The sequence below is a fragment of the Candidatus Methanomethylophilus sp. 1R26 genome (assembly GCF_001481295.1).
Lineage (GTDB): Archaea > Thermoplasmatota > Thermoplasmata > Methanomassiliicoccales > Methanomethylophilaceae > Methanomethylophilus.
This window is the reverse complement of the sequence record NZ_LOPS01000047.1, coordinates 59,396-85,461: the sequence shown is the minus strand read 5'-3', so window position 1 is coordinate 85,461 and position 26,066 is coordinate 59,396. Positions and strand designations below refer to the sequence as shown.

The following is a 26,066-nucleotide window of genomic DNA, read 5'->3' as shown; positions in this document are numbered from 1 at the left end:
TTGCCATCCTATTCCTCATTCCAACCAAAAATTGGGAACGGAGGTAATGAATTGACAACCAAATCTGCTCTTGTGATCGGCGGAGGAATCGCCGGTATACAGGCGTCTCTCGACCTTGCGGACAGGAACATCCACGTCTACCTCGTGGACAGGCTGCCCACGATCGGAGGGACCATGTGCATGCTCGACAAGACCTTCCCTACGAACGACTGCTCGGCATGCATCCTGTCGCCCAAGATGGCGGATGCCGCCGGTCACCCCAACATCACCCTCATGACCTATCACGAGGTCAAGAAGGTCGACGGGGAGGCGGGAAACTTCAAGGTCACCGTGACCAAGAAGGCCAGGTACGTCGACCCGACCCTCTGCACATCGTGCGGAGACTGCGTCGCGAAGTGTCCGACCCGCGGGATCCCCAACGAGTTCGAGTACGGCCTCACCACCAGGAGGGCAATCTACATCCCCCACTCTCAGGCTGTGCCCAGGGTGGCGCTCATCGACCCCAGATACTGCAAGAAGCTCCTTGAGAACAAGTGCGGTGTCTGCGCGAAGGTCTGCGGCAAGCAGGCCATCAGCTACGAGGACAAAGACCAGGACCTGACCCTCGACGTGGGATCCATCGTCGTCGCAGCCGGATTCTCCGTCTGGAACGCCAAGAACGCGTCCGAGTACGGATACGGAAGGTTCAAGAACGTCGTCACCGCCATCGAGTACGAGAGGATGGAAGGCGCGGCCGGTCCGTTCGACGGACACATACCTGTGCCCTCCACCATCGTCTACGACAAGTTCGGTGTCGCCCAGAAAGGCGCCGGCGAGAAGGGCCCCAAGTCCGTCGCATGGATCCAGTGCTGCGGATCCAGGTCCCATAAGAAGAACTGGAAGACCTACTGCTCGTCCGTGTGCTGCATGTATGCGACCAAGCAGGCGCAGATCACCAAGGAGCACGGGGATGTTGACGAGGATATCTTCTTCATGGACATCAGGTCCTACGGGAAGGAGTTCGAGGCCTACATCAAGAGGGCCGAGGACGAGTACGGCATCCACATGCACCGCGGAGCCCGCGTATCCAATGTCGAGGAGGACCCTGAGACCAAGCAGGTCACCGTCAACTACACCGACAAGGACAACAACCCCGCGTCGAAGACCTTCGACATCGTGGTCCTGTCCGTCGGCCTCGAGGCGCCCGAGGGCGCCGAGCAGCTCGCCCAGACCCTGGGCATCGAGCTGAACGAGTACGGATTCGCCAAGACCACCGTCTTCAACCCGCTCGAGACCACCAGGAAGGGCATCTTCGTGACCGGTGCCTTCGCGGCGCCCAAGGACATCCCGACCTCTGTCGCCGAGGCATCCGGTGCCTCCGCCAAGGCCGGTGCCTTCATCGTCAAGGACCCCGACTTCGTGCCCTGCAAGCCCAAGGTGTACCCGCCTGAGAAGGATGTCGCCGGCAAGGAGCCCCGCATCGGTGTCTGGGTATGCCACTGCGGTATCAACATCGGCTCTGTGGTCAACGTTCCCGCCTGCGTCGAGTACGCCAAGACCCTGCCCCATGTCGTAGTGGCTGTCGAGACCAAGTACGCCTGTGCTCAGGACACCCTGACCCAGATTTCCGAGTTCATCAAGGAGCACGACCTGAACCGCGTCGTCGTCGCGTCCTGCACCCCCAGGACCCACGAGCCCCTCTTCAGGGAGGCATGCAGGAACGGCGGTCTGAACAAGTACCTCTACAACATGGCCAACATCCGCGACCAGTGCTCGTGGATCCACATGCATGCCCCCGAGGCGGCCACCACCAAGGCCAAGGACCTGATCAGGATGGCCGTTGCCAAGGCCTGCCTGCTCGAGCCTCTCGAGGGAGCCGAGATCCCCGTCACCCAGTCCGCTGCCATCATCGGCGGAGGCATCACCGGTATGACCGCGGCCCTCGACGTCGCCGCCCAGGGAGTCAAGGTCGACCTCTTCGAGCGCGAAGCCGAGCTCGGAGGATTCGCCAGGAACTTCGTCCACAGGGAGGACGGCAAGCTTGTCTCCGAGTTCCTCGCCGAGACCATCAAGAAGGTGGAGTCCTGCCCGCTGATCACCGTCCACAAGAACGCTGTCATCGAGGACATCCCCGGATACGTCGGCAACTTCACCGTGGAGCTCGCCAGCGGAGAGGAGATCCCCGCCGGTGCCATCCTGTTCGCCGTCGGTGCCGCCCAGTACAAGCCCGTCGAATACAACTACGGCTCCGACCCCAAGGTGCTCACCCACATCGAGCTCGAGAAGAAGGTCGCCGCCGGGAAGTTCACCGGGAAGGACGTCGTGTTCATCCAGTGCATCGGATCCAGGAATGAGAATGTCGGATACTGCAGCAGGGTCTGCTGCGCCAGCGCGATCAGGGACGCCATCGAGATCAAGATGGCCGACCCCACCGCCAACGTCACCATCATCCACAAGGACATCAGGACCTACGCCTTCAGGGAGGACCTCTACTACAAGGCATGCCAGCTCGGGGTCAGGTTCCTTAGGCGCGTCAACGACGATGCTCTGCCCAAGTACGACGGCAGCTTCGTCGAGGCGTTCGACACCACCCTCGGCCAGGAAGTGAAGATACCCGTCGACACTCTGGCCCTGTCCGTCGGAATCGCGCCTATGCGTGAGGAGAAGGAGAAGCTCGCGGTCATGGTCAAGGTCCCGCTGAGCAAGGACGGCTTCTACTTCGAAGCCCACCAGAAGCTCAGGCCCGTTGACTTCGCGACCGAGGGCGTCTTCGTCGCCGGAGCGGCCCACTGGCCCAAGTTCATGGACGAGTGCATCGCCCAGGGATCCGGAGCCGCCTCCAGGATGCTCACCATCATCACCAAGGACCACCTGGTCTCCGAGGGTATCGTTGCTTCCGTCGCCAATCCCCAGCTCTGCAACGGCTGCGGAACCTGCGAGGGATGCTGCGAGTACCACGCGATTACCATCGTCAACGGACCTGACGGAAGGCCTATCAGCCAGGTCAACGCCGGTCTCTGCAAGGGATGCGGATGCTGCGTCGCGGCCTGCCCGTCCGGTGCGATGGAGCAGAGAGGGTTCAGGAACTCGCAGATAATCGCTGAGATCGATGCTCTGTTCGACAGGCCCCTCATGGAGAAGGAGTGATACCAATGGCAGAAGAATTTGAACCTCTGATCGTAGCATTTTGCTGCAACTGGTGCTCCTACGCGGGCGCCGACAACGCCGGAGTCGGGAGGCGCCAGATGCCTCCCAACTTCCGTATCATCAGGACCATGTGCTCCGCGAGGATCGACCCCGAGTTCGTCCTCCGCGCCCTCTCCAAAGGAGCGGACGGGGTCATCGTCCTCGGATGCCACCCTGCCGACTGCCACTACATCGGTGGCAACTACAGGGCAAGGAGGAGGATCGCTCTCCTGAGGCTCGTCCTCGAGCAGTACGGATTCGACCCCAAGAGGCTGAGGCTCGAGTGGGTCTCCGCTTCCGAGGGAGAGAAGTTCCAGACCGTCATGACATCGTTCATCGACGAGATCAAGGCCCTCGGCCCCACCCCCGTCACCTCCGCGAAGACCATCGCCCAGGAAGAGAACGTCAGGGCACACCCCAAGGAGGCCTGAACCAATATGGGATTCTTCAGCAACCTGTTCAAGAAGAAGGATAAGAAAGAGAAGAACGAGGCCCCTGCAGCCAAGGCTGCGGCCCCGGCGAAATCCAAGGAGGCCCCCGCGGCCGCCCCTGCCGCTTCCGGCGAAGCTGGCAAGGCCGTCAACGGGAAGCACGGCCACACCGAGTACCCCTTCGCGGACCTCGGCGAGACCCTGCCTGCCCCTCCGGCGAACGGCAAGATCAACCTGGCCATCTACTGGGCCGCAGCATGCGGAGGATGCGATGTCTCCCTGCTCGATACCAACGAGAGGGTCCTGACCATCGGCCAGTTCGCCAACATCGTCATGTGGCCTATCGCGGCCGACGGCAAGAAGGACGACATCGAGGCCATGGAGGACGGTTCCATCACCGTCTCCATCATCAACGGTGCCGTCAGGAACACCGAGAACGAGGAGATGGTCAAGCTTCTCAGGCAGAAGTCCAAGATCGTCGTCAGCTACGGGTCCTGCGCCTGCTTCGGCGGAACCCCTGCGCTGGCCAACCTGGTCAAGGGCGGAGCCGACGAGATCCTCGACTACGTCTACACCAAGACCCCGACCAGCGCCCAGTTCCAGAAGGACTACCACGCCGGCAAGCCCCAGGTGCCCGAATCCGAGTACCAGGCTCCCGAGGGTACGCTCACCCTGCCTGTCCTGTACGACACCGTGAAGACCCTCGATGATGTCATCGACGTCGACTATTACATCCCCGGATGCCCTCCCCTTCAGGAGTCCATCTCCCAGATGCTCAAGGGCATAGTCGATTTCGTCTACAACGGCGTCGCTCTGCCCCCGAAGGGATACGAGTTCGGAGTCACCGAGAAGTGCCTCTGCGACGAGTGCCCCCGCGAGAAGGAGTACAAGAGGATCACGAAGATCTATGAGCCTTACCAGGTCGATGTCGACCCCAAGAAGTGCCTCATGGACCAGGGCATCCTCTGCCTCGGTCCCGCGACCGTCGGCGGATGCAACGCCCGCTGCACTGCGGCCGGCCAGCCCTGCCGCGGATGCTACGGTCCGACCCACTTCGTCCAGGAGCACGGAGCCAGCGCTCTCAGCGCCATCGCTTCCCTGTTCCCGGTCCTCGACGACGACCCCGTCATCGACGAGCAGAAGATCATCGAGATCATGTCGACCATCAAGGATCCGCTGGGATACTTCTACGCGTTCACTCTCGGGAAGTCCCTCATCAACAGGTCCGTCACAGAAGAGGCACCCTCTGCCTGAATAGGAGGATGAAATCAAATGGCAGCACCAATCATTTGGGATGAGAAGAAGAAAGTCACCGGCGACCGTGTGACCATCGACCCCATCACCCGTCTTGAGGGTCACGGGAAGATCGAGATCTTCCTGGACGACAGCGGGAATGTGAAGAACGCATACTGGCAGGTTCCCGAGGTCAGGGGATTCGAGAGATTCTGCATCGGCAGGCGTGTGACCGAGCTCAACCAGATCACCGCCAGGCTCTGCGGAGTCTGCCCCGGAGCCCACCACCTTGCATCCACCAAGGCTATCGACGGATGCTTCAATGCCAAGCCCACGGAGGCCGCGTTCCACATCAGGGACACATTCTATCACGCCCACTTCATCCACAGCCACATCGCGCACTTCTACGCGCTCGCTTCCGCCGACTTCGTCGAGGGGCCCGCTGCGCCTGCAGCGCAGAGGAACATCCTCGGAGTCGTCGGCACTGTCGGCCTCGAGCTCGGAAGCGCTGTTCTGAAGGCCCGCGCCAACGCCCAGAGGATCCAGGGAATCATCGGCGGTAAGCCGACCCACCCTGTCATGGGAGTTCCCGGCGGAGTCTCCAAGGCCATCTCCAAGGAGGAGGCGGCGGAGATCCAGTCCTACACCGATGAGCTTGTCAAGTTCTCCCAGACCTCGCTCAAGGTTTTCCACGACCTCGTGCTCGGCAACAAGGAGTACCTCGATATCATCCTCAACAAGGACCTCTACTACCACGAGACCTACCACATGGGCCTTGTCAACGACAAGGGTCAGCTGGAGTTCCACGACGGTAAGGTCCGCGTCGTCGACCAGGACGGCAAGCAGGCCGACCTGTATGACCCGAAGGACTACCTCGACCACATCGCCGAGGCGTCCGAGCCTTGGTCCTACGAGAAGTTCCCGTACCTGAGGAAGCCGGATACAAGGGACTCGTGGACGGGCCCGACTCCGGCATCTACAGAGCGACTCCGCTCGCCAGGCTGAACGTCTGCAAGGACATCTCCACCCCGCTCGCCAACGAGGAGCTCAAGGTCTACCGCGAGACACTCGGCGCCACCGACGGGAAGCCCGTGCAGTACACCCTCGCCACCCACTGGGCCAGGCTCATCGAGATGCTGTATGCGGCCGAGAAGCTCAAGGAGGATGCGTACTCCGACAAGCTCACCGACCCCAACATCAAGCAGTTCGACCTCGTTCCCGGAGGACGCGGTGTCGGATGCGTCGAGGCTCCCCGCGGAACCCTGACCCACGACTACACCTGCGACGAGAACGGGATCGTCACCGCCTGCAACATGGTCGTCGGAACCACCAACAACAACGGCCCGATGTGCATGGACGTTGCCAAGGTCGCCAAGGCCCTCATCAAGAACTACGATGTGTCGCCCGGCCTCCTGAACATGGTCGAGATGGCTTTCAGGGCATACGACCCCTGCAACTCCTGTGCTACCCACTCTCTGCCTGGACAGATGCCTCTGACCGCAGAGATCAGGAACGCCGACGGGTCCCTGTACGACACCGTCACCAGGAACTGAAACCTCTCAAGGGGCGCAAGCCCCCTTCCCCGGCACTGCGGGGATCATTTTCAAACGGGCTGTGAATAATGCCAGTGTATGCTCGCGCGGCCGCATCAGTCTGCCGCGATACTGCTGTCGGCGCACAGTCATTCAGAGCGACGAATGGCGGGGCGAATTCTCGTCATCGTTCCATCTTCTGAACTTGCGGTCTTTCACCATCAGATCCTTGCGGAGACCCAGATCTATGCCGTCCAGGAGATAGATGCGCGCATCATCGAGGTCAACCAGGTCCGAGTTCATTATCGGCCCGAGCAGCGGCGTTCCGATGGCATTGACCGGGGATCCTCCCAGGAGCCTGTTGAAAGCTGGTACGACGATGAAAGATTCCGGGAGGTGCGCATACCTTTCGTCAGACTCCTTGACGAACCTGCCGCGGAGCCAGCATGGCTCCGACATATGGGACCCGACACCGTCCCTGAAGAGGACGGTAGGATGGCAGTGCCCCATGACCAATGTCCGTTTGGACATGACTTCGGCCGAGGGCCAAGTATGGCCGTGGACCAGGCCAATGTTCCCCACTGCCATCCCTGTCGCGGGATAGATGCGGACCGCTCCCGGAACGAACTCCTCTATAGACGTGTCATGGTTTCCGCGCACTATGCAGACCTCAGAGAAATGCTCAAGGAGCCTGTCGCAGAATGCGGGTATCTCGCGGTACTCCTGACGTGTCGAGCCGGGCACAGAGTCTTTGATGTCCCCGATCATTATTATGCGGTCGATATCGGTCCCGGCAGCCTCTATGATGCTGTCGAACATCATGTCGGTGTGCGAGGTCAGATGGACGCCTTTGGCGCCCATGTGCGCCTCCACGCCGATGTGGAGGTCGCCGATCACCAGTGTGTCGTCTATCTTCAGCGCGGGAATGCCGGGAACCGGCTGGATATCGGCCATCAGATGCCCAGACGGTCCAGCCCGTTGCCGATCGCTTTGGGTATGTATTTGATGACGTCCGTGGCTATCATCCCGTACGAGAGCTTTGCGAAGGCGCGTTCGCCTGCTTTTCCGGATATGTACGCTCCGAGGCAGCCTGCATCATAAGCTCCCATCTTCTTGGACATCAATCCGGCTATTATCCCGGCCAGGACATCCCCTGTCCCGCCGGTCGTCATCCCCACGGTTCCGGACGAATTGTATCTGACCCGTTTGCCGTCGGTGATGATGTCGTCCTTTCCCTTCAGCACGATCACGGCGCCCATGTGCGCCGCGGAAGCCATGGCGTTCTCCGTGTTCCCCTCGCTGTTGGTGAGGCGCATGAACTCCATATGGTGGGGCGTAAGGACTGTCTCAGGATTCCTGGCCGTAAAGTCCATGCCGAGGGCATTCAGGCCGTCAGCATCGATGACGAGCGGCCTGCTGCACAGCGAGACGAATTCCCTCACGGCCTCGGAAGTCTCCGGATCGCGCCCGAGGCCCGGACCTATCAGGACCGCATCGCTGCATTCGGCCATGTCCAGCAGCTCCTTCACATGTTCATGGCGCAGGATGTTCCCTTTGAGCGGACGGACCATCAGCACAGGCGAAACGGCCGCGACCTCATGGTAGCAATTCTCAGGGACGGCGACAGTGGCCAGGTCTATCCCGGTCCTCATGGCGGCCATGGCCGCCATCGCCGGAGCGCCGTAGAAAGGCCCTCCGCCTATGACCAGCAGACGCCCGTTGGCACCTTTGTGGCTGCGGGAATCGGGCCGGGGATATCTGTACATGTCTCCGGGGCCGGTGTGGGTGTATGCTCTCTCCGGCATGCCGATGTCGGCAATCGCGATCTCCCCGCAGTTCCCGGTGTCCATGCCCTCCTTGATGTCATGCATGGTGACAGTGAAGTCCGGTATGACCTGCTTGCCGGTGCCGAACCCGGTGGGCACATCCACCGAGACGATCGTTCCCTTGAATCTCCTGGTGAGGTCTATGTATGCGGAATACTCCGGCCTCAGCTCTCCGGATATGCCGGTCCCCAGAACGGCATCGACGAGCACATCGTAGCCGGTCCCGGGAGAATCGAACGGGACCTTCGGGCAGTCGGCCTTGGCATAGAACGCTGCAGCAGAATGCGATCTGATGTTCTCAGGGTTTCCGATAAAGCAGAGGGTAACGTCCTCTCCCTTCATGTGGCAGGCGGCCGCCGATCCGTCCCCTCCGTTGTTCCCGCGTCCGCAGAATATGATGAACCTTCTGCCGGAGAACCTCTCGGTCAGGAAGTCGGCCAAGGCCTTCCCGGCGTTGTCCATGAGGATATCTGTGCCGACCCCGAGGGCCTCGGAGTTGGCATCCATGACCTTGGAATCAAGCGCGGATATCATTTGCCTCACGCGCCGTTCTTGACCAGGATCTCGCCTATGCGTGGGATGATCTCCGTCTTCTTCATCTTGCCCTTCTCTACCCGGACGCAGCCCTTCTTCGAGGTCCAGTCGGACGGATAGCTTTTGCCCTCGTCGATCCTGTACTCCAGGCCCAGAATTATCGCGCCCTTGGCGATCATGTCCAGGGACGGGTCCTTCACGCATTTGGAGACGGGGAGCCTTCTGCCCTGCCTGCGGGAGAGGTTTGAGTCGAAATATTCCGGCCACAGAACGATGGCCGTGTCGTCGTCGTAAGCCATGTTATCATTCCTCTCGATACAGCCGAGGGATAATAACCTGTTTCCCGCGAACGCATCTTCACGGCCGCAGAAAGGTACAGAAAAATACAGAGAGAACCGAAATCGGGAAAGCGTTGATAAGTCCCGGGGGCAGGCCCCGGGTAAGATGGCGCTGGGTCTCACTCAACGAGCACTGCGTTGACGACGCCGCACTGCCCGGGCCTGGAGGTGACAACAGCCTCTCCGAGCTCGGTCTTGATCTTGGCGCCCTTGTTGAGGATGTTACGCTGGACAAGGTTCCTGTCGGAAGGGTTGTCGGTAACGGTGAGGATCTTCGCTTTCTTGACAGTGTTCGTCTTCTTGTCGACGACGTTGGCATACTCGGCGTAGAGGACTCCGACCTTCTTGGACCCACCCATTCCGCGGTATTGCTTCAGGGACTCAGTGCCGATCCTGGTGAACTGCTGTTCCCTGCTGATTTCGAACTTCCTCTTCCCGCGGGCGAGGATGTGCCTGCCGCCGGTGGATTTCCTGTTGGATTTACCCTGCCATAGTGCCATGTTAATCGCCTCTGCTATCGTGGACGCATATTTAATAGTATCAGTCTGCGGGATCTGTGGGCCCGACGAACCTGACGTATGCGCGGTCCCCGTCCAGCACCAGGATGGCGGCGTGTCCGTCCCTGGCAGGTCCGGGGTTGACGTAAAGCGTGCCGCCGATGTACCTCGCTCCGACGTCCTCGTGTATATGGCCGGAGAGCGCCACGAGCGGACGGAACTCGTCGCAGATCTTCTTTATCGCCGGACTGCCGACCGACGTCCCGTTCGGGATGCGGTCGAGCGTCCCGTAGGCGGGAGCGTGGGTCATGAGGACCATCCCCCTCCGGGATATCGGCCTCAGCTTCGCGTCGATCTCCTCCTCGGTCAGTTCGAAGGGGGTGCCGAAGATGGTGATGTTGGAGCCTCCGAGCCCTGCGATGTAGTATCCGCCTATCTCGGCCGACTTCCCGTGCATATCGACGGCCACGGACGATATCTTCTCCGGAAGGTCGTGCGGGTCGCAGTTCCCGGGCAGGCAATAGACCTTGGAGCGTATCGAGGAGAGGATCTCGACGGCGTCGTCGGAGGTCCCCATGTCAGTGACATCTCCCAAGAACAGGACCGCATCGGTTCTCTCCGATTCGATCAGCTTGTTGATCCATTCTATGTTAGAAGCCTTCTGATGAAGGTCGGTGATCACGAGGAATCTCATGCGGGATTATCTCCCGCATTGTACTTATCCCCGTCCCCCGGCAATCGGCACGGTACGTGTTTTAAACAGACGGCCCTTGGCGCGGCGCATGCTGAGGTCGATAATCTACGACAGCAATACAGGCAATACCCGCGAGATGGCAGAGCTCATCCGGGAAGGGGCCGCGACCACAGGGGATGAGGTGTATTTCGCGAAGGTGCAGGAAGCAGATCCATCGAAGATCGCAGCTTCTGGGATAGTGTTCCTGGGATGCCCGGCGACCGGTAAGGAGAAGTACACTGCCCCGGTGAAGAAGTTCCTCTTCGACAACGGCGGCGTGTTCTCGGGAAGGACCGTTTACCTGTTCGGCTCATGCTCCAAAGGGGAGGGTCTGTGGCTGGAACGTCTTGCCGAAGCCCTCCGTGCCCTGGGTGCAATGCTCCCCGGCGAGAACCTCCTCTCCATCTATGCGCCGAACGATTGGGTCTCGGATCGTTGCCGGGACCTGGGCGCAGTCCGGCCGTGAACAGCGGCGGATGTGCAACTTCTTATGATTCAATGTTTAAATTAACAAAATAAAACTTTTCGATTATGAAAGTTTTATATCCTTACTTTATATAATCAAATCTATGAAAGAACTTAGGAGGGAAAAATACCTTTCTAAAATCCGTCCATTTTACAATGATAAGGACATAATCAAGGTCCTGACAGGGGCTCGCAGATGCGGAAAATCTACAATTATGAAACAGATAATGGACGATCTCGGCACTGATACAAAAGTCGAGAAAACAATCGTGTATATCGATCTGGATAGTAAAAATAACCTGAAGATCCGCACTCCCGATTCTTTGGAAAAGCTGATAGACGACGGGTTCAGGAATTGCAAAGGAGACAGATTCCTGTTTGTAGATGAGATTCAGAACGTGAAGGGATTTGAGCCCCTAATCAATGCATACCGTAATGATGGTGTATCGGTTTTCATCACAGGTTCGAATTCGTATCTCTTAAGTGGGGAATTGGTAACAAAACTGACCGGTCGCTACATAGAATTCAGAATATTCACATTCTCATTGACTGAAATAGAGGAATTCTATACGCTGAATGGCATATCTTACTCCAATACCGACCTATTTCAGGATTATCTATTCACGGGGGGTTATCCCAAGGGTATAACATATACCGATCAAGAGAACAGGACTCTCTACATACGGTCGGTCATCGAAGAGACCATCAACAAGGATATATTAAAAAGCAAGAAGATAAGAAACAAAACCTTACTGAGCAAGCTTTTGGATTATCTGCTTTCCACACCGGGTGCCGAAATCTCTTCGACATCAATCTCGAAATATCTCCGTTCAGAGAATATCAGGACCAATCCCAATACAGTGAATAGGTATCTCGAAGTCATTTTCGCGAGCAAACTGGTCGATAAGTGTATGCGGTTCGATATCTCCGGGAAGAAGGCCTTGAAAACCCATTACAAGACTTATGTTGCAGACATTTCCCTTTACACATCCTATCCGAAACGCAGACACGACATCCAGATGGGACATCTTTTGGAGAATATCGTATTCAACGAACTAAATTCCAGGGGATATGATGTGCAGGTCGGGAAACTAAGGGATTGCGAAGCAGATTTCGTCGTATCCGACGGGAGACATACGGCGTACGTACAGGTAACGTATCTCATGGATTCTCAGAAGACCGAGAAAAGAGAGGAAGCACCATTCCTTAAAATCAGAGACAACTATCCGAAGTACATCATATCGATGGATCCTATACAAATCGACAGATCCGGAATCATAATGCTGCACCTGGTCAATGATTTTCTTCTTGGGGACGGGTTTAAATTCTAATGCGATAAAACTTTACAAAAATGAAAGTTTTATTTCTTTAATAGTCGAATAAGGACTCCCCCTTCCGGAACGGACCGAACGGCTTATTTCCTGTTCCTTATACCCGTATTGTTGGTGTTCCTGACCTCCTCGTGATAGAAATAGTCCACGATGACGGGATGTCCCGGTTCCGCCCTGCCGTAAGGGGTCCAGTTGTTGGTGAACGGACATCCGAGTTCCTGTGCCAGCGCCTCAGCTTTCTTTTCGAGATTGATGAAATAGGAACGGTCCTTCTTGGTGTATATCTGCTTGTACAGTGGCACCAGATCGGGATGTTCCTCCTTGATGTACGACAGGATATCCGATTTGAATCCTCCTCTGAGATTGAGGTTCTCCAGCCACACCAGGTCGCATTGGTCCTTGGTCCTTCTGATGATCGCCTCGATGTCCGTTATCCCGGGGAATACGGGCGAGATGAAGGCGACGGTACGTAAGCCTTCGTCATACAGAGCCTTCATGGCATCCAGTCTCCTCTCTATGCTCACGGCCTTATCCATATCCTTCCTGAACGATTCGTCCAGCGTGTTGATGGAGAATGATACGGTCACCTTGTCCAGTTCCTTCAGGATATCGAGATCCCTCAGGACCAGATCGGATCTCGTGCATATCGTGATGTCTGCCTTGCTCCCGACCAGCTGTTCCAGGAGTTTTCTCGTCCTGAGGTACTTCTTCTCCTGCGGCACGTAGGGATCGGTGACCGTGCCGAGAAGCACGGTCTGTCCGTCGTATTTGGATGGATCGATTGCAGGCCAATCCTTGACATCGAGGAACTTACCCCAGGGTTCGGTGTGTCCGGTGAACCTCTTCATGAAGGAAGCGTAGCAGTACCTGCATCCGTGGGTGCACCCGGTATACGGATTGACGGCATATCCGCCCAAGGGGCCGGATGATTTGGTCATTATGTTCTTCGTCTCTATCTCTTTGATCACGATGTCGCTCATTTCCTCCACTCCTTCTGTACCTTCAGCAGTTCCTCGTATGCGTCTGGGAGATCCTGTATCATGTTCTCTTCGCCCATGATGTTAACGACGTCCTCCTTCATGAACACCTTCACTCCCGCATCCGCAGCGGAATCGGCGATATCCTGTATCCAGTCGCGCTGCGATACCGCCTTTCCTCTGCGGTTCCCGGTCTCCGTACCGACGACTATCCAATCCACGCCTTCGTAGTCCACGTCCGTTATCTTATCGAACATCGGTTCGAATGTTATGTGATAGCTTTCGGCATGTACGTTCCTGCGCAGTTCCTTTATCCTTCCCTTCTCGGAATCCATCGTCACCGTCACGCCGAAGCATACGTTCTCCATATCGCAATCCATATCCAGCTTCTCAGGCGATTTGGTGAGGAAGATGTACTGATGCTGCGGATTATCCCTGACGGCATCCATGGTGACCCTGATCCAATCCTCCTTCCAATCGGAGAGGTCGCTCATACCGGTCATGAAATAGATGTGGGGGCGCTTCCTGTTCAGAATCCTAAGTTTGTTAGGGAAGAACCGCGGGACGTAGAAGTTGTCCGTCACATGGTATCTCTTGGTGACGGCTCTGGCGTAACAGTATTCGCATCCTCTCGTGCACCCGATGACGGCGTTCAGGCACTGGATCTCCGATTTGAGGCATCTCACTGTCAAGGCAGATGTTTCCGTATCGGGGTATGTTTATTTGGGTTCTTCCACATCTGATGCTGGTGGGTAATTCGTCCGGCAGCGGCCACGAGATTCGTGGACGAGACCATGAGGAAATTCAAAGGAAAGACCGACATCGATGCGACCTGCCACACCCTTCGGAGATTCTACTGCACCAATCTCGCGGATGCGGGAACGGAGCTCGATACACTGCGGAGGATGATGCGGCACTCCCACATCGACACGACCGTCAACCATTACCTCAAAGCTGATCCGAGGAAAATGAAGAGTGCCACAACCGCCGTCGACGACGCCCTCGACCTGTGAAACCTAAAAATACTTCCCGAAACGATTTACCCGATGCGAGGAGAGAATCAGAACTCGAAGCTTGGGGATTTTTCTTTTCAGAAAAAGCAACAATCCGACGTGATAGTGCTCGTCTAAGCCTTGAAACGTGGGAAGATACAGTTGGCGAAATACGAAGCTCTCGGCAATGCAATCGAAGAAGCCGTCCGCAAGGCCTGCCAAGGCAGGGAAGTGGGAATCGCTTTCTCCGGCGGAATGGATTCGGGATTGGTTGCCGCACTCGCAAAGAAATACGCCAGATCGGTCACCTGCTGCACCTGCGGAACGGACGACTCATTCGACGTCGCAGCTGGAAAGGAACTGGCCGAGAAACTGGGGCTCCCGTGGGTTCACTGCAGAATAAGCGAAGAGACTATCGAGAACGACATAAGGGAACTGATCTTGGCTACCAAGGTCAGCGACCCTTTCACCATCTCGTATGAACTCCAGCTCTTCACAGTATGCCGTGCGGCTCATGAGCCAGTCATTCTAACGAGCCAAGGCAGTGATGAGTATTTCGGAGGGAATGTGCGATCGGTGAAAATCCAAAACGCACCTTAACTGCCCCGCTCTTCTGCGGGGCAGTGGGGGGGGACAGAGGACGGTCTGTCCTCCGGCCCCTGAAAATGAAATCATTCGCGGATGAGCTGTTTGATCCAGGCTTTCTCTTTGCCGGAGATCCTGCCGTCTGCGGCGCAGATGACCATGGTGAGGATGACGATGTCATCCTTGATCTCGGGGGAGACCGACCCGACGAGGTCCACGAGAGCGTCAACGGCGGCCTTATTGTCCCTGGAGTCCAATTTGGACTTGTTCATGATCTTCTTCGCATCTTCGTAGGTGATGGGCTGGCCGACCGCTGCGGCAAGACCGGGCGCGATGAGGGCGAACTCCTCTTTGGAGAGCTTGCCGTCGGAGGCGACCGCCATCATGACGATGTCCACATAGGACTCGACCGCGGATACGAGGTCTCCGGTGACTGCGGCCATCCCGGCAAGCACGTCCCTGGATTTAGCTGCCAGCAGTGCGATGTATGTAGCAGGGTCGATCTTCTCGAATTCTTTGCAAAGTTTATCGAACTCGCTCATGATAATCAAACTCTGTAATATGGCGGTTCGATATAAAACGCGCTATATCACTGTCGAATTAATGTAATTACAATTCATTCACGGATTTCCACCCATGACCATTTCCCAACATAGAAATGGGGCCCCATCCGATGCAGACGCACGGCTCTCTTCGAGGAGGGCGGACCTCTTAATCGGAATGCCGTCCGTCGATCATCTTCTTCATCTTGTCCTATGCCTGCCTGTACCTTCCGGCACAGGTGCGGCCGGGGCAGCAGCCGGCGCCGTTCATGAACGGGTCGGAATCCACCCGAGAACACTGAGTATGTTCCCGTATCCTCGGTCATTCGTCTTCCGATATTCCTTTCGGACGGATTCCCGTCGGTTCTGCGGATGATCATCGGAGCCGACGGGATACAACGGCGGGGGAGAAGTCTGTCAGTATGCGGATCCGGGTGCAGCAGATTTTCTGGGCAAGGATCCGTCCCTCAGCTCGGACAGCGATGCCCCGGTGACGGTGCTCACGCGGCGGATGTCTTCGTCCTCGGGCCGGGGAAGGTCAGGCGACAATACCTGTACCTTCGGAGTATCCGCCCGCGCAGCTGTCGAAAACCGCCAGCATGTCACGGGCCTCCGGCGCTCCGTAACTTCCGCGACGAAGTGCATCTCGATGCAGCAGGTGAGGGAAGCCGTCTTATTTCTCCCGCAGCGGACCGCATAGGTCTCTGTGTGCCTCATCGCAGCCATGTGTCCTTTTGCCTATACTATAGTATAATAAAAGACAAAGCAAAGGTGTCGGACGGCGGGCGGCTTATCGATGAATACAGATATGTGATCAGCGGCTGTTCTTCGAATGCAATATATCAAAAAGCAGATGGCGTGGAGGGGGGGATTCGAACCCCCGGGTCACTTAGTGACATCAGATTAGCAGTCTGACGCCTTACCAGGCTGAGCCACCTCCACCTGCGGTCGCGCATATCAGTTATTCCTATTAAAATGTGACAGATTGCTGCTTTACGCCGGCGGCGACATTTTCCGATCGAAGAGCAGCTAATTCTGGATTGTCGGATGATTTTAGACGGGTCCGCATTTGAACCAATGAAAATCTATTTATATTAGTCATAATTAGTGGGGTTTACCTTGAAACATCGGGAACACCGGTGCTTGAAGGGGAAAGAACTGCTTCCTCGGAAGTATTAAATACTGCCCCGGAATCAGGAGATTCACACGACGCAATCGGAGCGGCTTTCATGAGCTGTTTCGACACTGTGCTGTGCTTTCGGATTGTTGAAAAACATCCCGGAAGAAATGGTTAAATACTTCCTCTGTTTACAGGGGAATGCGCGGGAACAGAACCTCAAAACATCTGTTCTCGTATGTGGAGAGTCAAGATCTCCTTCCGCGATCGGAAGTGCACTCTTGAACTCTGACGTTCGATGCTACGAATGTCTCGTGAAATAACGGACATTCTTAGAGTGTGCCGTCACGGGACATAGGTGAAACGTGGTAAACTGCCAGTTTCAGTTTCATTCATCTGATGACGATGTCAATAAGATTTGACTCCGGTTGATCCTGCCGGCGGCCACCGCTATAGGAATTCGATTAAGACATGCGAGTCTAGAGAGTAATCTCGGCGGACTGCTCAGTAACACGTGGACAATGTGCCCTAAAGTGGGAGATAATCAGGGGAAACTCTGGATAATATCCCATAGACCATGAGATCTGGAATGACTTATGGTTCAAAGTTCCGGCGCTTTAGGATCGGTCTGCGGCCTATCAGGTAGTAGTGGGTGTAGTGTACCCCCTAGCCTATTACGGGTATGGGCCTTGAGAGAGGGAGCCCAGAGTTGGATTCTGAGACACGAATCCAGGCCCTACGGGGCGCAGCAGTCGCGAAAACTTCACAATGGGCGAAAGCCCGATGAGGGAATTCCTAGTGCTAGCACTTTTGTGTTAGCTTTTCTTCAGCGTAGATAACTGAAGGAATAAGGGCTGGGTAAGACGGGTGCCAGCCGCCGCGGTAATACCCGCAGCCCGAGTGGTGGTCGATTTTATTGAGTCTAAAACGTTCGTAGCCGGTCTGATAGATCCTTGGGTAAATCGGGTTGCTTAACAGTCCGAAGTCCGAGGAGACCGTCAGGCTTGGGATCGGGAGAGGTAAGAGGTACTTCAGGGGTAGGGGTAAAATCCTGTAATCCTTGGAGGACCACCGGTGGCGAAGGCGTCTTACTAGAACGAATCCGACGGTGAGGGACGAAGCCCTAGGTCGCAAACGGGATTAGATACCCCGGTAGTCTAGGGTGTAAACGCTGCAGACTTGGTGTTGGGGGCCCTACGGGGGCATTCAGTGCCGGAGAGAAGTTGTTAAGTCTGCTACTTGGGGAGTACGTCCGCAAGGATGAAACTTAAAGGAATTGGCGGGGGAGCACCGCAACGGGAGGAGCGTGCGGTTTAATTGGATTCAACACCGGAAAACTCACCAAGGGAGACCATCACATGAAAGCCAGGCTAATGACTTTGCTCGATTCTTGGAGAAGTGGTGCATGGCCATCGTCAGTTCGTACTGTAAAGCGTTCTCTTAAGTGAGATAACGAACAAGACCCTCACTTATAATTGCTAACTTGATCTCCGGATCAGGTGCACATTATCGGGACCGCTGGCGCTAAGTCAGAGGAAGGAGAGGTCAACGGTAGGTCAGTATGCCCTGAATCTCTTGGGCTACACGCGCGCTACAAAGGGCGGGACAATGAGTTCCGACACCGAAAGGTGAAGGTAATCTCGAAACCCGTCCGTAGTTCGGACTGAGGGTTGTAACTCACCCTCACGAAGCTGGATTCCGTAGTAATCGCGAATCAACAACTCGCGGTGAATATGCCCCTGCTCCTTGCACACACCGCCCGTCAAACCACCCGAGTCGGGTTTCAGTGAGGCTGCCTTTTTTGGGGTATTCGAGCTGAGATTCAGCAAGGGAGGTTAAGTCGTAACAAGGTATCTGTAGGGGAACCTGCAGATGGATCACCTCCTACGCAGGGTTGGGCTTCGGCCCAACCCTCACACATATAGCGAATTAATTGCAAGGAAAATCGTAAAGGTTTTCTCGGCAGTTCCTAGGCAGCTTACCACGCACTAAACGTAGCATCGAACGCCATTTCATTTCTATCTTTGTTTTGCTTTGATTCAGACACGTCTTCATAGCCGTCTTTCTTCGTTCTTCATCGGACATCTGCTTTCTGCATTGCTGCCTATGTTCGCTGCACGATAAGGTCCTTATCCGGCAAGAAGGCATCGGACGGCATACGCTGCGGTCGAATCGTTCTGCGGCCGCCGATCATCGATCGTCAGCTGCGAAAAATACACCGCAGGTCAATGCAGGCTCCGTCAGAATACAATGAGTGGTAGTCCTGCCCGGATTCGAACCGGGGTCGCAGGCTCCAAAGGCCCGAATGATTGACCGCTACACTACAGGACTGTAATCCGACCCAGCAATTCTCCGTATAAAATATGAGCGATAATCGGCTGAATTCGGCTTCAATATACCGCCGGTATCTCCGGGAGAAGGCATGCGGAGGCAGGCCTTCAGAATAAAAACTGAGGGATCGGCTCAGTCAGCTCTCTTCCCTATCAGGTATGTAGGGAAGGCATCAGTAACCGTCGCCCTGATGAACGTTCCCAGCGGGATCTCTTCGCGTATGGCGATGGGGCGGTAGTTGTCCGTCCTGGCTATGACGGACCCGTCTTCGGACCTCTCGCTCACGAGCGCGGAGTATGTCTTCCCGACCATGGACGAGTTCACGTCCTTCTCGGTCTCGTTCTTGACGGCCGTGAGCTCGGTGGACCTTTCCTTGAGGATCCTCCCGTTGAGCTGCTCCATAGAGAACGCCTCAGTGCCGGGCCTGGCGGAGAAACGCGTGATGTTCACCGTGTCGGCCCTCAGCTTCCTGATGAGGCCCATGCTGGCCTCGTGGTCCTCCTCGCTCTCGCCGGGGAACCCGGCTATCAGATCGGTGGCGATGCTCATGTCCGGCCAGCGTTCCCTTATCCTGCCGACCAGGCTGAAGAAATCCTCCGAGGTGTAATGCCGCCTCATGTTCTCCAGGACGGCATCGCTGCCGCTCTGCACTGGGATGTGGAGGAACCGGTAGACGCGCGGGTCCTCGAAAACGTCCATGACGGAGTCAGAACCGGCATCAGGCTGTTGGGGTTCATCATCCCGATGCGGATGCGGTAGTCTCCGTCCTTTTCCAGCAGGGACCTGACCAATTCCCCGAGGTCGGTGCCGATGTCCCTGCCGTAGCATCCGGTGTCCTGGGCCGTGAGCAGGATCTCCTTGGCTCCGCGGTCCAGCAGGTCGCAGAACCTTTTCTTCAGGGCCGTGGGTTCATAGCTTTTCAGGGTCCCCCGCGCGAAACGGGTGATGCAGTAGGTGCAGTTGCCGCGGCAGCCCTGGGCTATAGGGATTATCGCCGTGGTGCCGATATGCTCGGAAGTCACGGCTTCGCCGCACCCGTAGGCCCCGGCGACTTCATCGGCGAACCTGCCGTAGTCCTCCGGGGGTATTATAAGAGACCCAGGCAGGCGTACATTGATCCTGCCGGCCTGAACCTTGGCCATGCAGCCGGTCACGATGACCTTCTTGCCGGCTGCCTTAAGCTCGTTCATCCTCTTGATCATCCGCTTCTCCGTGGTCTCCACTACGGTGCAGGTGTTGAGGACGACGAGATCGGCTGCATCGGCGGAGGGGGCGCGCCCGTATCCGAGGCCGTCCAGGCGCTCGGCGAGCTCTTCGCCCTCCCCGTAGTTCATCGTGCAGCCGTACGACTCGACGAAGTACTTCATGCTTCAGTGGTTCACGGGTTCGGTGGTGGGGAGGCCGAATGCGGTCTTCGCCGAGATGTTGGTGATCTTGACGTTGACCCTGGTCCCGCGCTTGGTGCCGGGAACGATGACGAGGTAGTCCATGTACTTCCCGACGCCGTCGCCTTTCTTCCCCACATCGTTGATGGTGACCTCGATGATGTCGCCGGAGCGGAGGGTGTTGGCATCCTCGGGCCTGGCGGCCTTCCTCACCATGATGGGCCTTCTGGCGCCGCACGCCTCGCAGACGAGGATGGACATCCTGTCCTCCTTCTCGATGTGGGTGTCGGGCCTGCCGCACTCGGAGCAGATGACGTACGTCTCGGTGTAGTCGCGGATCTTCTCGTCGATGCGCTGGGGTGCGATCTTCGCCTTGAAGACAACCCTGCGCCCCTCGAGGTCGCCGGGGGTACCGAGTTCCTTCAGGAGATACTGGAGGAGGTGCTGGGGCTCCCTCCTGATCTTGTCGGTGATGTCGATGAAGTTCCTGAAGATGGTGATCTTCCCCTCCTGGATGATGTCCAGCTCGGGGAGTTCGAACCTCTCGTGCTGCTCGATGACGTCGGGGATCTGCGATTTCGCCCGGTCGAGCATGGCCATGTAATCTTCCTCTTCTCCCATTCTTCTCGCCTCTAACGCTTTCGCTATCGTGACCCTTCTTATAAAGTATACGTGCGCGCGATGGCGCGCGGCGATGCTTCAGCCTTTCCTGCGGACGGCGCGGGCATGCTCCATGGCGGCATCCACCAGGCCTGGTGGAGCGGCGAAGGCTCCATGGGGCGGGACTTGAACTCGGGGTGGAACTGCGATGCGACGAAGTACGGGTGCCCCTGCAGCTCGCCGATCTCCATCTTGGAGCCGTCCTCGGAGCGCCCGGTGAACTTCCATCCCGCCTTCTCGAAGGCATCGATGTAGCTGGGGTTTACTTCGTAGCGGTGGCGGTGTCTCTCGGAGATGACGGTCTTCCCGTACAGCTCCGCGGCCTTGGAGCCTTCCTTCACCAGCACCGTCTGGGCGCCCAGGCGCATGGTGCCGCCCATCTGCTTCACGCCCTCCTGCTCGGGCATGATGAAGATGACGGGGTTGCCGGTGTCCGGCGCGAACTCCGTGGAGTCCGCATCGGCCAGGCCCATGACGTCGCGGGCGATCTCGATGGTCGCCACCTGGAACCCGAGGCACACGCCCAGGAGGGTATGCCGTTCTCGCGGGCGAACTTGGCCGCGGCGATCTTGCCCTCGACTCCCCTCACCCCGAACCCTCCGGGGATGAGGATGCCGTCCGCCTCTCCGAGGATGGAAGCGGGGTCGCAGTGCAGGAGGGTGTCGCTGTCGACGAACTTCACCTTCACGTGGCAGCTCCTCTCGGCACCTGCGTGGGAGAGGGCCTCCAGCTGGCTCAGGTAAGCATCCGCGAGGGCGGTGTACTTGCCGACCAGGGCCACGGTCACCTCGGAGGTCGGGTTGAGGACGCGACCGAGGAAGGCCTCCCACTTCTCCATGTGGCGGCCGGACGTCATCGGAGCGAGCTTCATCCTGCTGACGATGTAGTCCGCCACGCCCTGCCTCTCGAGGATCAGCGGGACCTCGTAGATCGAGCGGGCGTCGGGGCAGGAGATGACCGCGCGGTCGTCGACATCGCAGAACATGGCGATCTTGGAGCGGGCCGCCGGGCTCAGCTCGCGTGAGCAGCGCCCCACGATGATGTCGGGCTTGATCCCCGCGGACATGAGGTCGCGGACGGAATGCTGGGTGGGCTTGCTCTTCTCCTCGCCGACAGAGCCCATGATGGGGATGAGGGTCGTGTGGATGAAGAGGACGTTCTCCTCTCTGCCCAGGTCCCTGCCGAGCTGCCTCGCGGCCTCCAGGAACGGCATCGACTCGATGTCGCCCACGGTGCCTCCGAGCTCGACGATGGCGACGTCCGCCCCCGAGGAGCGGGCCGCCGCGGTGATCCTGCGCTTGATCTCGTCGGTGATGTGCGGTATGATCTGCACCGTCTTGCCCAGGTACTTCCCCTCGCGCTCGTTCTCGATGACGGTGCGGTAGACCTTGCCGGTGGTGATGTTGTGGTCCTTCCCGAGGCGGAGGCCGATGAACCTTTCATAGTTTCCGAGGTCCAGGTCGACCTCTCCGCCGTCGTCGAGCACGAACACCTCGCCGTGCTCGAAGGGGTTCATGGTGCCCGCATCGATGTTCAGGTAAGGGTCGATCTTTATGGACGTGACCGCGATCCCCCTGGACTTCAGGAGGAGGCCAATAGAAGAGGCAGTGATGCCCTTTCCCAAACCGGAGATGACTCCGCCGCTGACGAAAATCAACTTCATCTCAAATCAACGGGAAACTCCCACCGCGGGGATTATTATTAAACGTTTGTCTGAGGATAAGGCGAACCGCTGTCCGTTTGTTCAGCCTGAGGACGTGCCGATGGCGGGTATAGCGGCCGCAGGCCGTCCGGAGCCGTCATCCCCGGTCCGGCGCTCCGGGGCCCGGCAGGCGCTTCCCCGCCGGGAGCATCCGCAGGGGCCCCCTGGGTTGCAAGCCATTAAATATAATCTACTAATAGCGACGCTCAGATTAGCCACGCGTATCGAAAACAGTTGTTTTCACGCACGGGGCATCACGCTCTCAGAGCGAAAAACGAAGTTTGGTGAACAACTATGGGAAACGGTCTATTCACTGCAAGGAAAATGCAGGCAGACAGGCAGAAGTTCCGCTGGCTCGACAGGGGATACAAGAAGAGGGTGCTCAAGCTCAGGGAGAAATCGGACCCGCTCGAGGGCTCCGCCCAGGGACGCGGCATCGTCCTGGAGAAGGTCGGTATCGAGGCCAAGCAGCCCAACTCCGCCATCAGGAAGTGCGTCAAGGTCCAGCTCATCAAGAACGGACGCCAGATCACCGCTTTCGCGGTCGGCGACGGCGCCATCAACTTCATCGACGAGCACGATGAGGTCCTCGTCGAGGGTATCGGCGGAAGGATGGGAAGGTCCTACGGAGATATCCCCGGGGTCCGTTACAAGGTCATCAAGGTCAACAACGTCTCCCTGGACGAGATGGTCAGGGGCAGGGTCCAGAAGCCCACCAGATGAGAGGTGCTATCATGGCAGATGAAGAAGTCCAGGTTCAGGAGCAGCAGGCGGCCGCTGAGGTCCCTGTCGAAGAGCAGCAGAAGCCCTCGGCGCCCCACGCGCCCGTGTTCGGCAAATACGACACCTCCGAGATCGTCATCAGCGATGCCGGCCTCGCGAAGTACATCGACCTCAACTCGACCGCCGTCCCCCACTCCGGAGGCAAGCACGCCAACATGTGGTTCGGCAAGTCCAAGCTGAGCATCGTCGAGAGGCTCATCAACAACATCATGAGGACCGAGAAGTACACCGGGAAGAAGATGAAGGCGTACAAGGCGGTCGAGGATGCCTTCGAGATCATCGAGAAGAAGGCCAAGAAGAACCCCGTCCAGGTCCTCGTCGAGGCCATCGAGAACGCCGCCCCCCGCGAGGAGGTCACCAGGCTGCAGTTCGGAGGCATCTCCGTGCCCAAGGCCGTCGACATCTCCCCCCAGAGGAGGCTCGACATCGCGCTGAGGAACATCGCGACCGGAGTCGTCGCTGCCTCCGCGAAGAACAAGAAATCCATCGAGGACTGCCTTGCCGACGAGCTCATGCTCGCCTCCCGCGGGGACATGACCTCGTTCGCCGTAGCTAAGAAAGAGGAATCCGAGCGCGTGGCACAGTCTGCCAGATGAGCGCTCCGAGCAACTGCACAACAACACGATTAATCAGGTGTGAGAATGGGACGTAAAGAAGAGAATGTCAAGTATGCGACGACCATCATGAAGACCCCCGAGTTCGTCAGGAACCTGGGGACCGCAGCGCATATCGACCACGGCAAGACCACCTTCTCCGACAACCTCATCGCGGGTGCCGGTATGATGTCCGAGGACCTCGCAGGAAAGCAGCGTGTCCTCGATTACGATGAGCAGGAGGCAGCCAGGGGTATCACCATCAACGCCGCATCGGCATCGATGGTCCACCACTACAACGGCAAGTCCTATCTCATCAACCTGATCGACACCCCCGGCCACGTGGACTTCGGAGGAGACGTCACCAGGGCCATGAGGGCCCTCGACGGTGTCTACATCCTCTGCTGCGCGGTCGAGGGTATCATGCCCCAGACCGAGACCGTCATCAGGCAGGCCCTCAAAGAGAGGGTCAGGCCCATGCTGTTCATCAACAAGGTGGACAGGATGATCGTCGAGCAGCAGGTCACCAAGGACATGATGATCCAGAGGTTCTCCAAGCTCATCGCCACCTTCAACGAGAAGATCAAGGCGAACCTCCCGGCCCCCCTCAACAAGGAGTGGCAGGTCAGCATCCAGGACGGCACCGTCGCGTTCGGGTCCGCGTACAACAACTGGGCCATCTCCGCTCCGTACATGAAGAAGACCGGGATCACCTTCTCGGACATCTTCGACTACTGCAACAAGGAAGGCGGCCAGAAAGAGCTCGCGAAGAAGATCCCCCTGCACGAGGTCGCCCTGCAGATGGCCATCGAGCACATCCAGCCCCCGACCCTCGCCCAGAAGATCCGTATCCCCATCATCTGGAAAGGGGACCTCGAGTCCAAGGTCGGGAAGGAGCTCCTCAACTGCGATGCTTCCGGAGATGTCGTCTTCATGGTTACCAAGATCATCATGGACAAGCATGCCGGAGAGGTCGCCGTCGGAAGGCTGTTCTCCGGGACCATCCTGAAAGGCCAGACCCTCTACGTCGCCGGCCAGCCCGCGCCCCAGCGCGTGCAGACCGTCGCCCTGATGGTCGGCGCCGACAGGATCCCCATCGAGGACGCCATGGCGGGGAACATCGTCGCGGTCACCGGGCTCAAGGACGCCATCGCCGGTTCCACTGTGTCCAGCCTGCAGGACATCACCCCCTTCGAGAAGATGGCCCACTACTCCGAGCCTGTCGTCACCGAGGCCATCGAGGCCAAGGACACCAAGGACCTGCCCAAGCTGGTCGAGGTCCTCAGGACCATCGGTAAGGCCGACCCGTCCCTGGCCATCGAGATCAACCAGGAGACCGGAGAGCACCTCATCGCCGGTATGGGAGAGCTCCACCTGGAGATCACTGTCTACAGGATCCAGAACGAGCAGGGCGTCCCCATCGTCGTCTCCCCGCCCATCGTGGTGTACAGGGAGTGCGTCAAGGGCACGAACCCCCAGGGCTTCGAGGGCAGGTCGCCCAACAAGCACAACAAGTTCACCTTCGTCGTCTCCAAGCTGGAGAAGGGAGTCTGCGACGCCATCCACAAGGGCGACATCGACCCCGACGCGAAGATCAAGGACCCCAAGGCGCTCGCCAAGCAGGTCATGGACCTCGGCATGTCCGACCCCATCCAGGCCAAGGGCATCGTGAAGTTCAAGTTCGACAACGTGCTGATCGACGCCACCAAAGGTATCCAGTATCTGAACGAGACCATGGAGCTCGTCGCCGACGCGTTCGACGAGGCCATGTCCAAGGGGCCCCTTGCCGCGGAGAAGTGCTCCGGGCTGAAGGTCGTCCTCATCGACGCCAAGCTCCACGAGGATACCATCCACAGGGGACCCGCTCAGATCATCCCCGCCGTCAGGGACGGTATCTACGGTGCGATGTGCGAGGCCGGCCGCGTCCTGCTCGAGCCCATGCAGCACGTCTTCATCAGCGTGCCCCCCGACTACACCGGAGCGGTCATCAGCATGATCACCCAGCGCCGCGGTACCATCCTCGAGATGGGACAGGACGGAGCCGACTCGACGATCAGCGCCAAGTGCCCCGTTTCCGACATGTTCGGCTTCACCTCCGACATCAGGGGCGCCACCCAGGGCCGCGCTCTCTGGTCGACCGAGAACGCCGGGTTCGAGGAGATGTTCCCCGACCTGCAGTCCAAGGTCGTCACCGAGATCAGGACCAGGAAGGGCCTGAGCGCGGAGCCTTACGACGCGAAGTACTACTCCGGGCTCTGAACGGGCCCGGACCGAGTCCTTCGGTCTAAACCTTTTAATATAAACAGCCTTATCG

General features: G+C 57.9%; 21 protein-coding genes, 2 tRNA genes, 1 rRNA gene and 2 pseudogenes. 12 read left to right on the top strand and 14 right to left on the bottom strand.

Annotated elements, in window-relative coordinates:
- Positions 1-51 precede the first annotated feature (51 nt).
- The 4 genes and pseudogenes from AUQ37_RS08155 (at position 52) to AUQ37_RS13765 (ending at position 6,382) form a co-directional block, all read left to right on the top strand.
- On the top strand, positions 52-3,126 hold the full coding sequence (locus tag AUQ37_RS08155; protein ID WP_058748163.1) for a CoB--CoM heterodisulfide reductase iron-sulfur subunit A family protein: 3,075 nt from the start codon (positions 52-54) through the stop codon (positions 3,124-3,126).
- A gap of 5 nt (positions 3,127-3,131) precedes the next feature.
- Positions 3,132-3,596: a hydrogenase iron-sulfur subunit gene (locus AUQ37_RS08150; RefSeq protein WP_058748162.1), complete on the top strand. Its 465-nt coding sequence runs from the start codon at positions 3,132-3,134 to the stop codon at positions 3,594-3,596.
- A 6-nt stretch (positions 3,597-3,602) separates the two neighbouring features.
- Positions 3,603-4,850, top strand: a complete 1,248-nt coding sequence (locus AUQ37_RS08145; RefSeq protein ID WP_058748161.1) for an oxidoreductase — start codon at positions 3,603-3,605, stop codon at positions 4,848-4,850.
- Positions 4,851-4,868: 18 nt separating this feature from the next.
- Positions 4,869-6,382, top strand: a pseudogene (locus tag AUQ37_RS13765) (Ni/Fe hydrogenase subunit alpha).
- A gap of 132 nt (positions 6,383-6,514) precedes the next feature.
- Here the strand turns inward: AUQ37_RS13765 and AUQ37_RS08135 are convergent.
- From AUQ37_RS08135 to AUQ37_RS08115, 5 genes are all read right to left on the bottom strand, one after another.
- Positions 6,515-7,315, bottom strand: coding sequence for a metallophosphoesterase (locus AUQ37_RS08135; protein WP_058748160.1), 801 nt, complete (start codon positions 7,313-7,315; stop codon positions 6,515-6,517).
- Positions 7,315-8,721: a bifunctional ADP-dependent NAD(P)H-hydrate dehydratase/NAD(P)H-hydrate epimerase gene (locus AUQ37_RS08130; protein WP_058748159.1), complete on the bottom strand. Its 1,407-nt coding sequence runs from the start codon at positions 8,719-8,721 to the stop codon at positions 7,315-7,317. The genes AUQ37_RS08135 and AUQ37_RS08130 overlap by 1 nt, the downstream gene beginning before the upstream one ends.
- Positions 8,722-8,726: 5 nt before the next feature.
- Positions 8,727-9,020: a signal recognition particle subunit SRP19/SEC65 family protein gene (locus AUQ37_RS08125; protein WP_058748158.1), complete on the bottom strand. Its 294-nt coding sequence runs from the start codon at positions 9,018-9,020 to the stop codon at positions 8,727-8,729.
- A 158-nt stretch (positions 9,021-9,178) separates the two neighbouring features.
- Entirely contained in the window at positions 9,179-9,559 is a 381-nt protein-coding gene (locus tag AUQ37_RS08120; RefSeq protein WP_058748157.1) for a 30S ribosomal protein S8e, read from the bottom strand.
- A gap of 40 nt (positions 9,560-9,599) precedes the next feature.
- Positions 9,600-10,250: a metallophosphoesterase gene (locus AUQ37_RS08115; RefSeq protein WP_058748156.1), complete on the bottom strand. Its 651-nt coding sequence runs from the start codon at positions 10,248-10,250 to the stop codon at positions 9,600-9,602.
- An 88-nt stretch (positions 10,251-10,338) separates the two neighbouring features.
- Between AUQ37_RS08115 and AUQ37_RS08110 the strand changes: the two genes are divergently transcribed.
- A complete protein-coding gene (locus AUQ37_RS08110; RefSeq protein WP_058748155.1) occupies positions 10,339-10,755 on the top strand; it encodes a flavodoxin domain-containing protein in 417 nt (138 codons plus the stop codon).
- Between the two features lie 103 nt (positions 10,756-10,858).
- Positions 10,859-12,085 carry an ATP-binding protein gene (locus AUQ37_RS08105; RefSeq protein ID WP_058748154.1) on the top strand — a complete coding sequence of 409 codons (1,227 nt, stop codon included), beginning with the start codon at positions 10,859-10,861 and terminating at the stop codon, positions 12,083-12,085.
- A gap of 83 nt (positions 12,086-12,168) precedes the next feature.
- On the opposite strand, the gene AUQ37_RS08100 is transcribed toward AUQ37_RS08105, so the two are convergent.
- Together AUQ37_RS08100 and AUQ37_RS08095 are read right to left on the bottom strand one after the other, a co-directional pair.
- Complete coding sequence (locus AUQ37_RS08100) at positions 12,169-13,065, bottom strand: radical SAM mobile pair protein B (protein ID WP_082662478.1); 897 nt, start codon at positions 13,063-13,065, stop codon at positions 12,169-12,171.
- Positions 13,062-13,754 carry a DUF5131 family protein gene (locus AUQ37_RS08095; protein ID WP_058748152.1) on the bottom strand — a complete coding sequence of 231 codons (693 nt, stop codon included), beginning with the start codon at positions 13,752-13,754 and terminating at the stop codon, positions 13,062-13,064. The genes AUQ37_RS08100 and AUQ37_RS08095 overlap by 4 nt, the downstream gene beginning before the upstream one ends.
- 90 nt (positions 13,755-13,844) lie before the next feature.
- Here AUQ37_RS08095 and AUQ37_RS08090 point away from each other — a divergent pair, with 90 nt between their 5' ends.
- Both AUQ37_RS08090 and AUQ37_RS08085 read left to right on the top strand, forming a co-directional pair.
- Positions 13,845-14,075, top strand: a complete 231-nt coding sequence (locus AUQ37_RS08090; RefSeq protein ID WP_058748151.1) for a tyrosine-type recombinase/integrase — start codon at positions 13,845-13,847, stop codon at positions 14,073-14,075.
- Positions 14,076-14,216: 141 nt separating this feature from the next.
- Positions 14,217-14,654, top strand: coding sequence for an asparagine synthase C-terminal domain-containing protein (locus tag AUQ37_RS08085; RefSeq protein ID WP_157844369.1), 438 nt, complete (start codon positions 14,217-14,219; stop codon positions 14,652-14,654).
- A 71-nt stretch (positions 14,655-14,725) separates the two neighbouring features.
- Here AUQ37_RS08085 and AUQ37_RS08080 read toward each other — a convergent pair whose 3' ends face one another.
- Both AUQ37_RS08080 and AUQ37_RS08070 read right to left on the bottom strand, forming a co-directional pair.
- The gene (locus AUQ37_RS08080; RefSeq protein ID WP_058748149.1) at positions 14,726-15,181 is read right to left on the bottom strand and encodes a hypothetical protein; all 456 of its coding nucleotides are present in this window, start codon (positions 15,179-15,181) and stop codon (positions 14,726-14,728) included.
- 854 nt (positions 15,182-16,035) lie between these two features.
- Positions 16,036-16,123 (bottom strand) — tRNA-Ser (locus tag AUQ37_RS08070).
- 596 nt (positions 16,124-16,719) lie between these two features.
- Between AUQ37_RS08070 and AUQ37_RS08065 the strand changes: the two genes are divergently transcribed.
- Positions 16,720-18,184: ribosomal RNA gene (locus AUQ37_RS08065) — 16S ribosomal RNA — on the top strand.
- Between the two features lie 369 nt (positions 18,185-18,553).
- Here AUQ37_RS08065 and AUQ37_RS08060 read toward each other — a convergent pair.
- The 5 genes and pseudogenes from AUQ37_RS08060 to pyrG all read right to left on the bottom strand — a co-directional run bounded on the left by AUQ37_RS08060 (position 18,554) and on the right by pyrG (position 22,337).
- Positions 18,554-18,629, bottom strand: a tRNA-Gln gene (locus tag AUQ37_RS08060).
- Between the two features lie 132 nt (positions 18,630-18,761).
- Positions 18,762-19,328: a TRAM domain-containing protein gene (locus AUQ37_RS11550; RefSeq protein ID WP_201013875.1), complete on the bottom strand. Its 567-nt coding sequence runs from the start codon at positions 19,326-19,328 to the stop codon at positions 18,762-18,764.
- Positions 19,244-19,996 (bottom strand): hypothetical protein, encoded by a 753-nt coding sequence (locus AUQ37_RS11545; RefSeq protein WP_058748146.1) that lies wholly within the window; start codon positions 19,994-19,996, stop codon positions 19,244-19,246. Before AUQ37_RS11545 ends, AUQ37_RS11550 begins: the two co-directional genes overlap by 85 nt.
- Before the next feature lie 3 nt (positions 19,997-19,999).
- On the bottom strand, positions 20,000-20,635 hold the full coding sequence (locus AUQ37_RS08045; RefSeq protein ID WP_058748145.1) for a translation initiation factor IF-2 subunit beta: 636 nt from the start codon (positions 20,633-20,635) through the stop codon (positions 20,000-20,002).
- Between the two features lie 78 nt (positions 20,636-20,713).
- Positions 20,714-22,337 (bottom strand): annotated as a pseudogene (gene pyrG, locus AUQ37_RS08040) (glutamine hydrolyzing CTP synthase).
- A 333-nt stretch (positions 22,338-22,670) separates the two neighbouring features.
- Between pyrG and AUQ37_RS08035 the strand changes: the two are divergent.
- From AUQ37_RS08035 to AUQ37_RS08025, 3 genes are read left to right on the top strand one after another with little or no spacing between them, the layout of a single operon-like run.
- On the top strand, positions 22,671-23,099 hold the full coding sequence (locus AUQ37_RS08035; protein WP_015504221.1) for a 30S ribosomal protein S12: 429 nt from the start codon (positions 22,671-22,673) through the stop codon (positions 23,097-23,099).
- 11 nt (positions 23,100-23,110) lie between these two features.
- Positions 23,111-23,755, top strand: a complete 645-nt coding sequence (locus AUQ37_RS08030; RefSeq protein WP_082662477.1) for a 30S ribosomal protein S7 — start codon at positions 23,111-23,113, stop codon at positions 23,753-23,755.
- Between the two features lie 45 nt (positions 23,756-23,800).
- Positions 23,801-26,011, top strand: a complete 2,211-nt coding sequence (locus tag AUQ37_RS08025) for an elongation factor EF-2 (protein WP_058748144.1) — start codon at positions 23,801-23,803, stop codon at positions 26,009-26,011.
- Positions 26,012-26,066 lie beyond the last annotated feature (55 nt).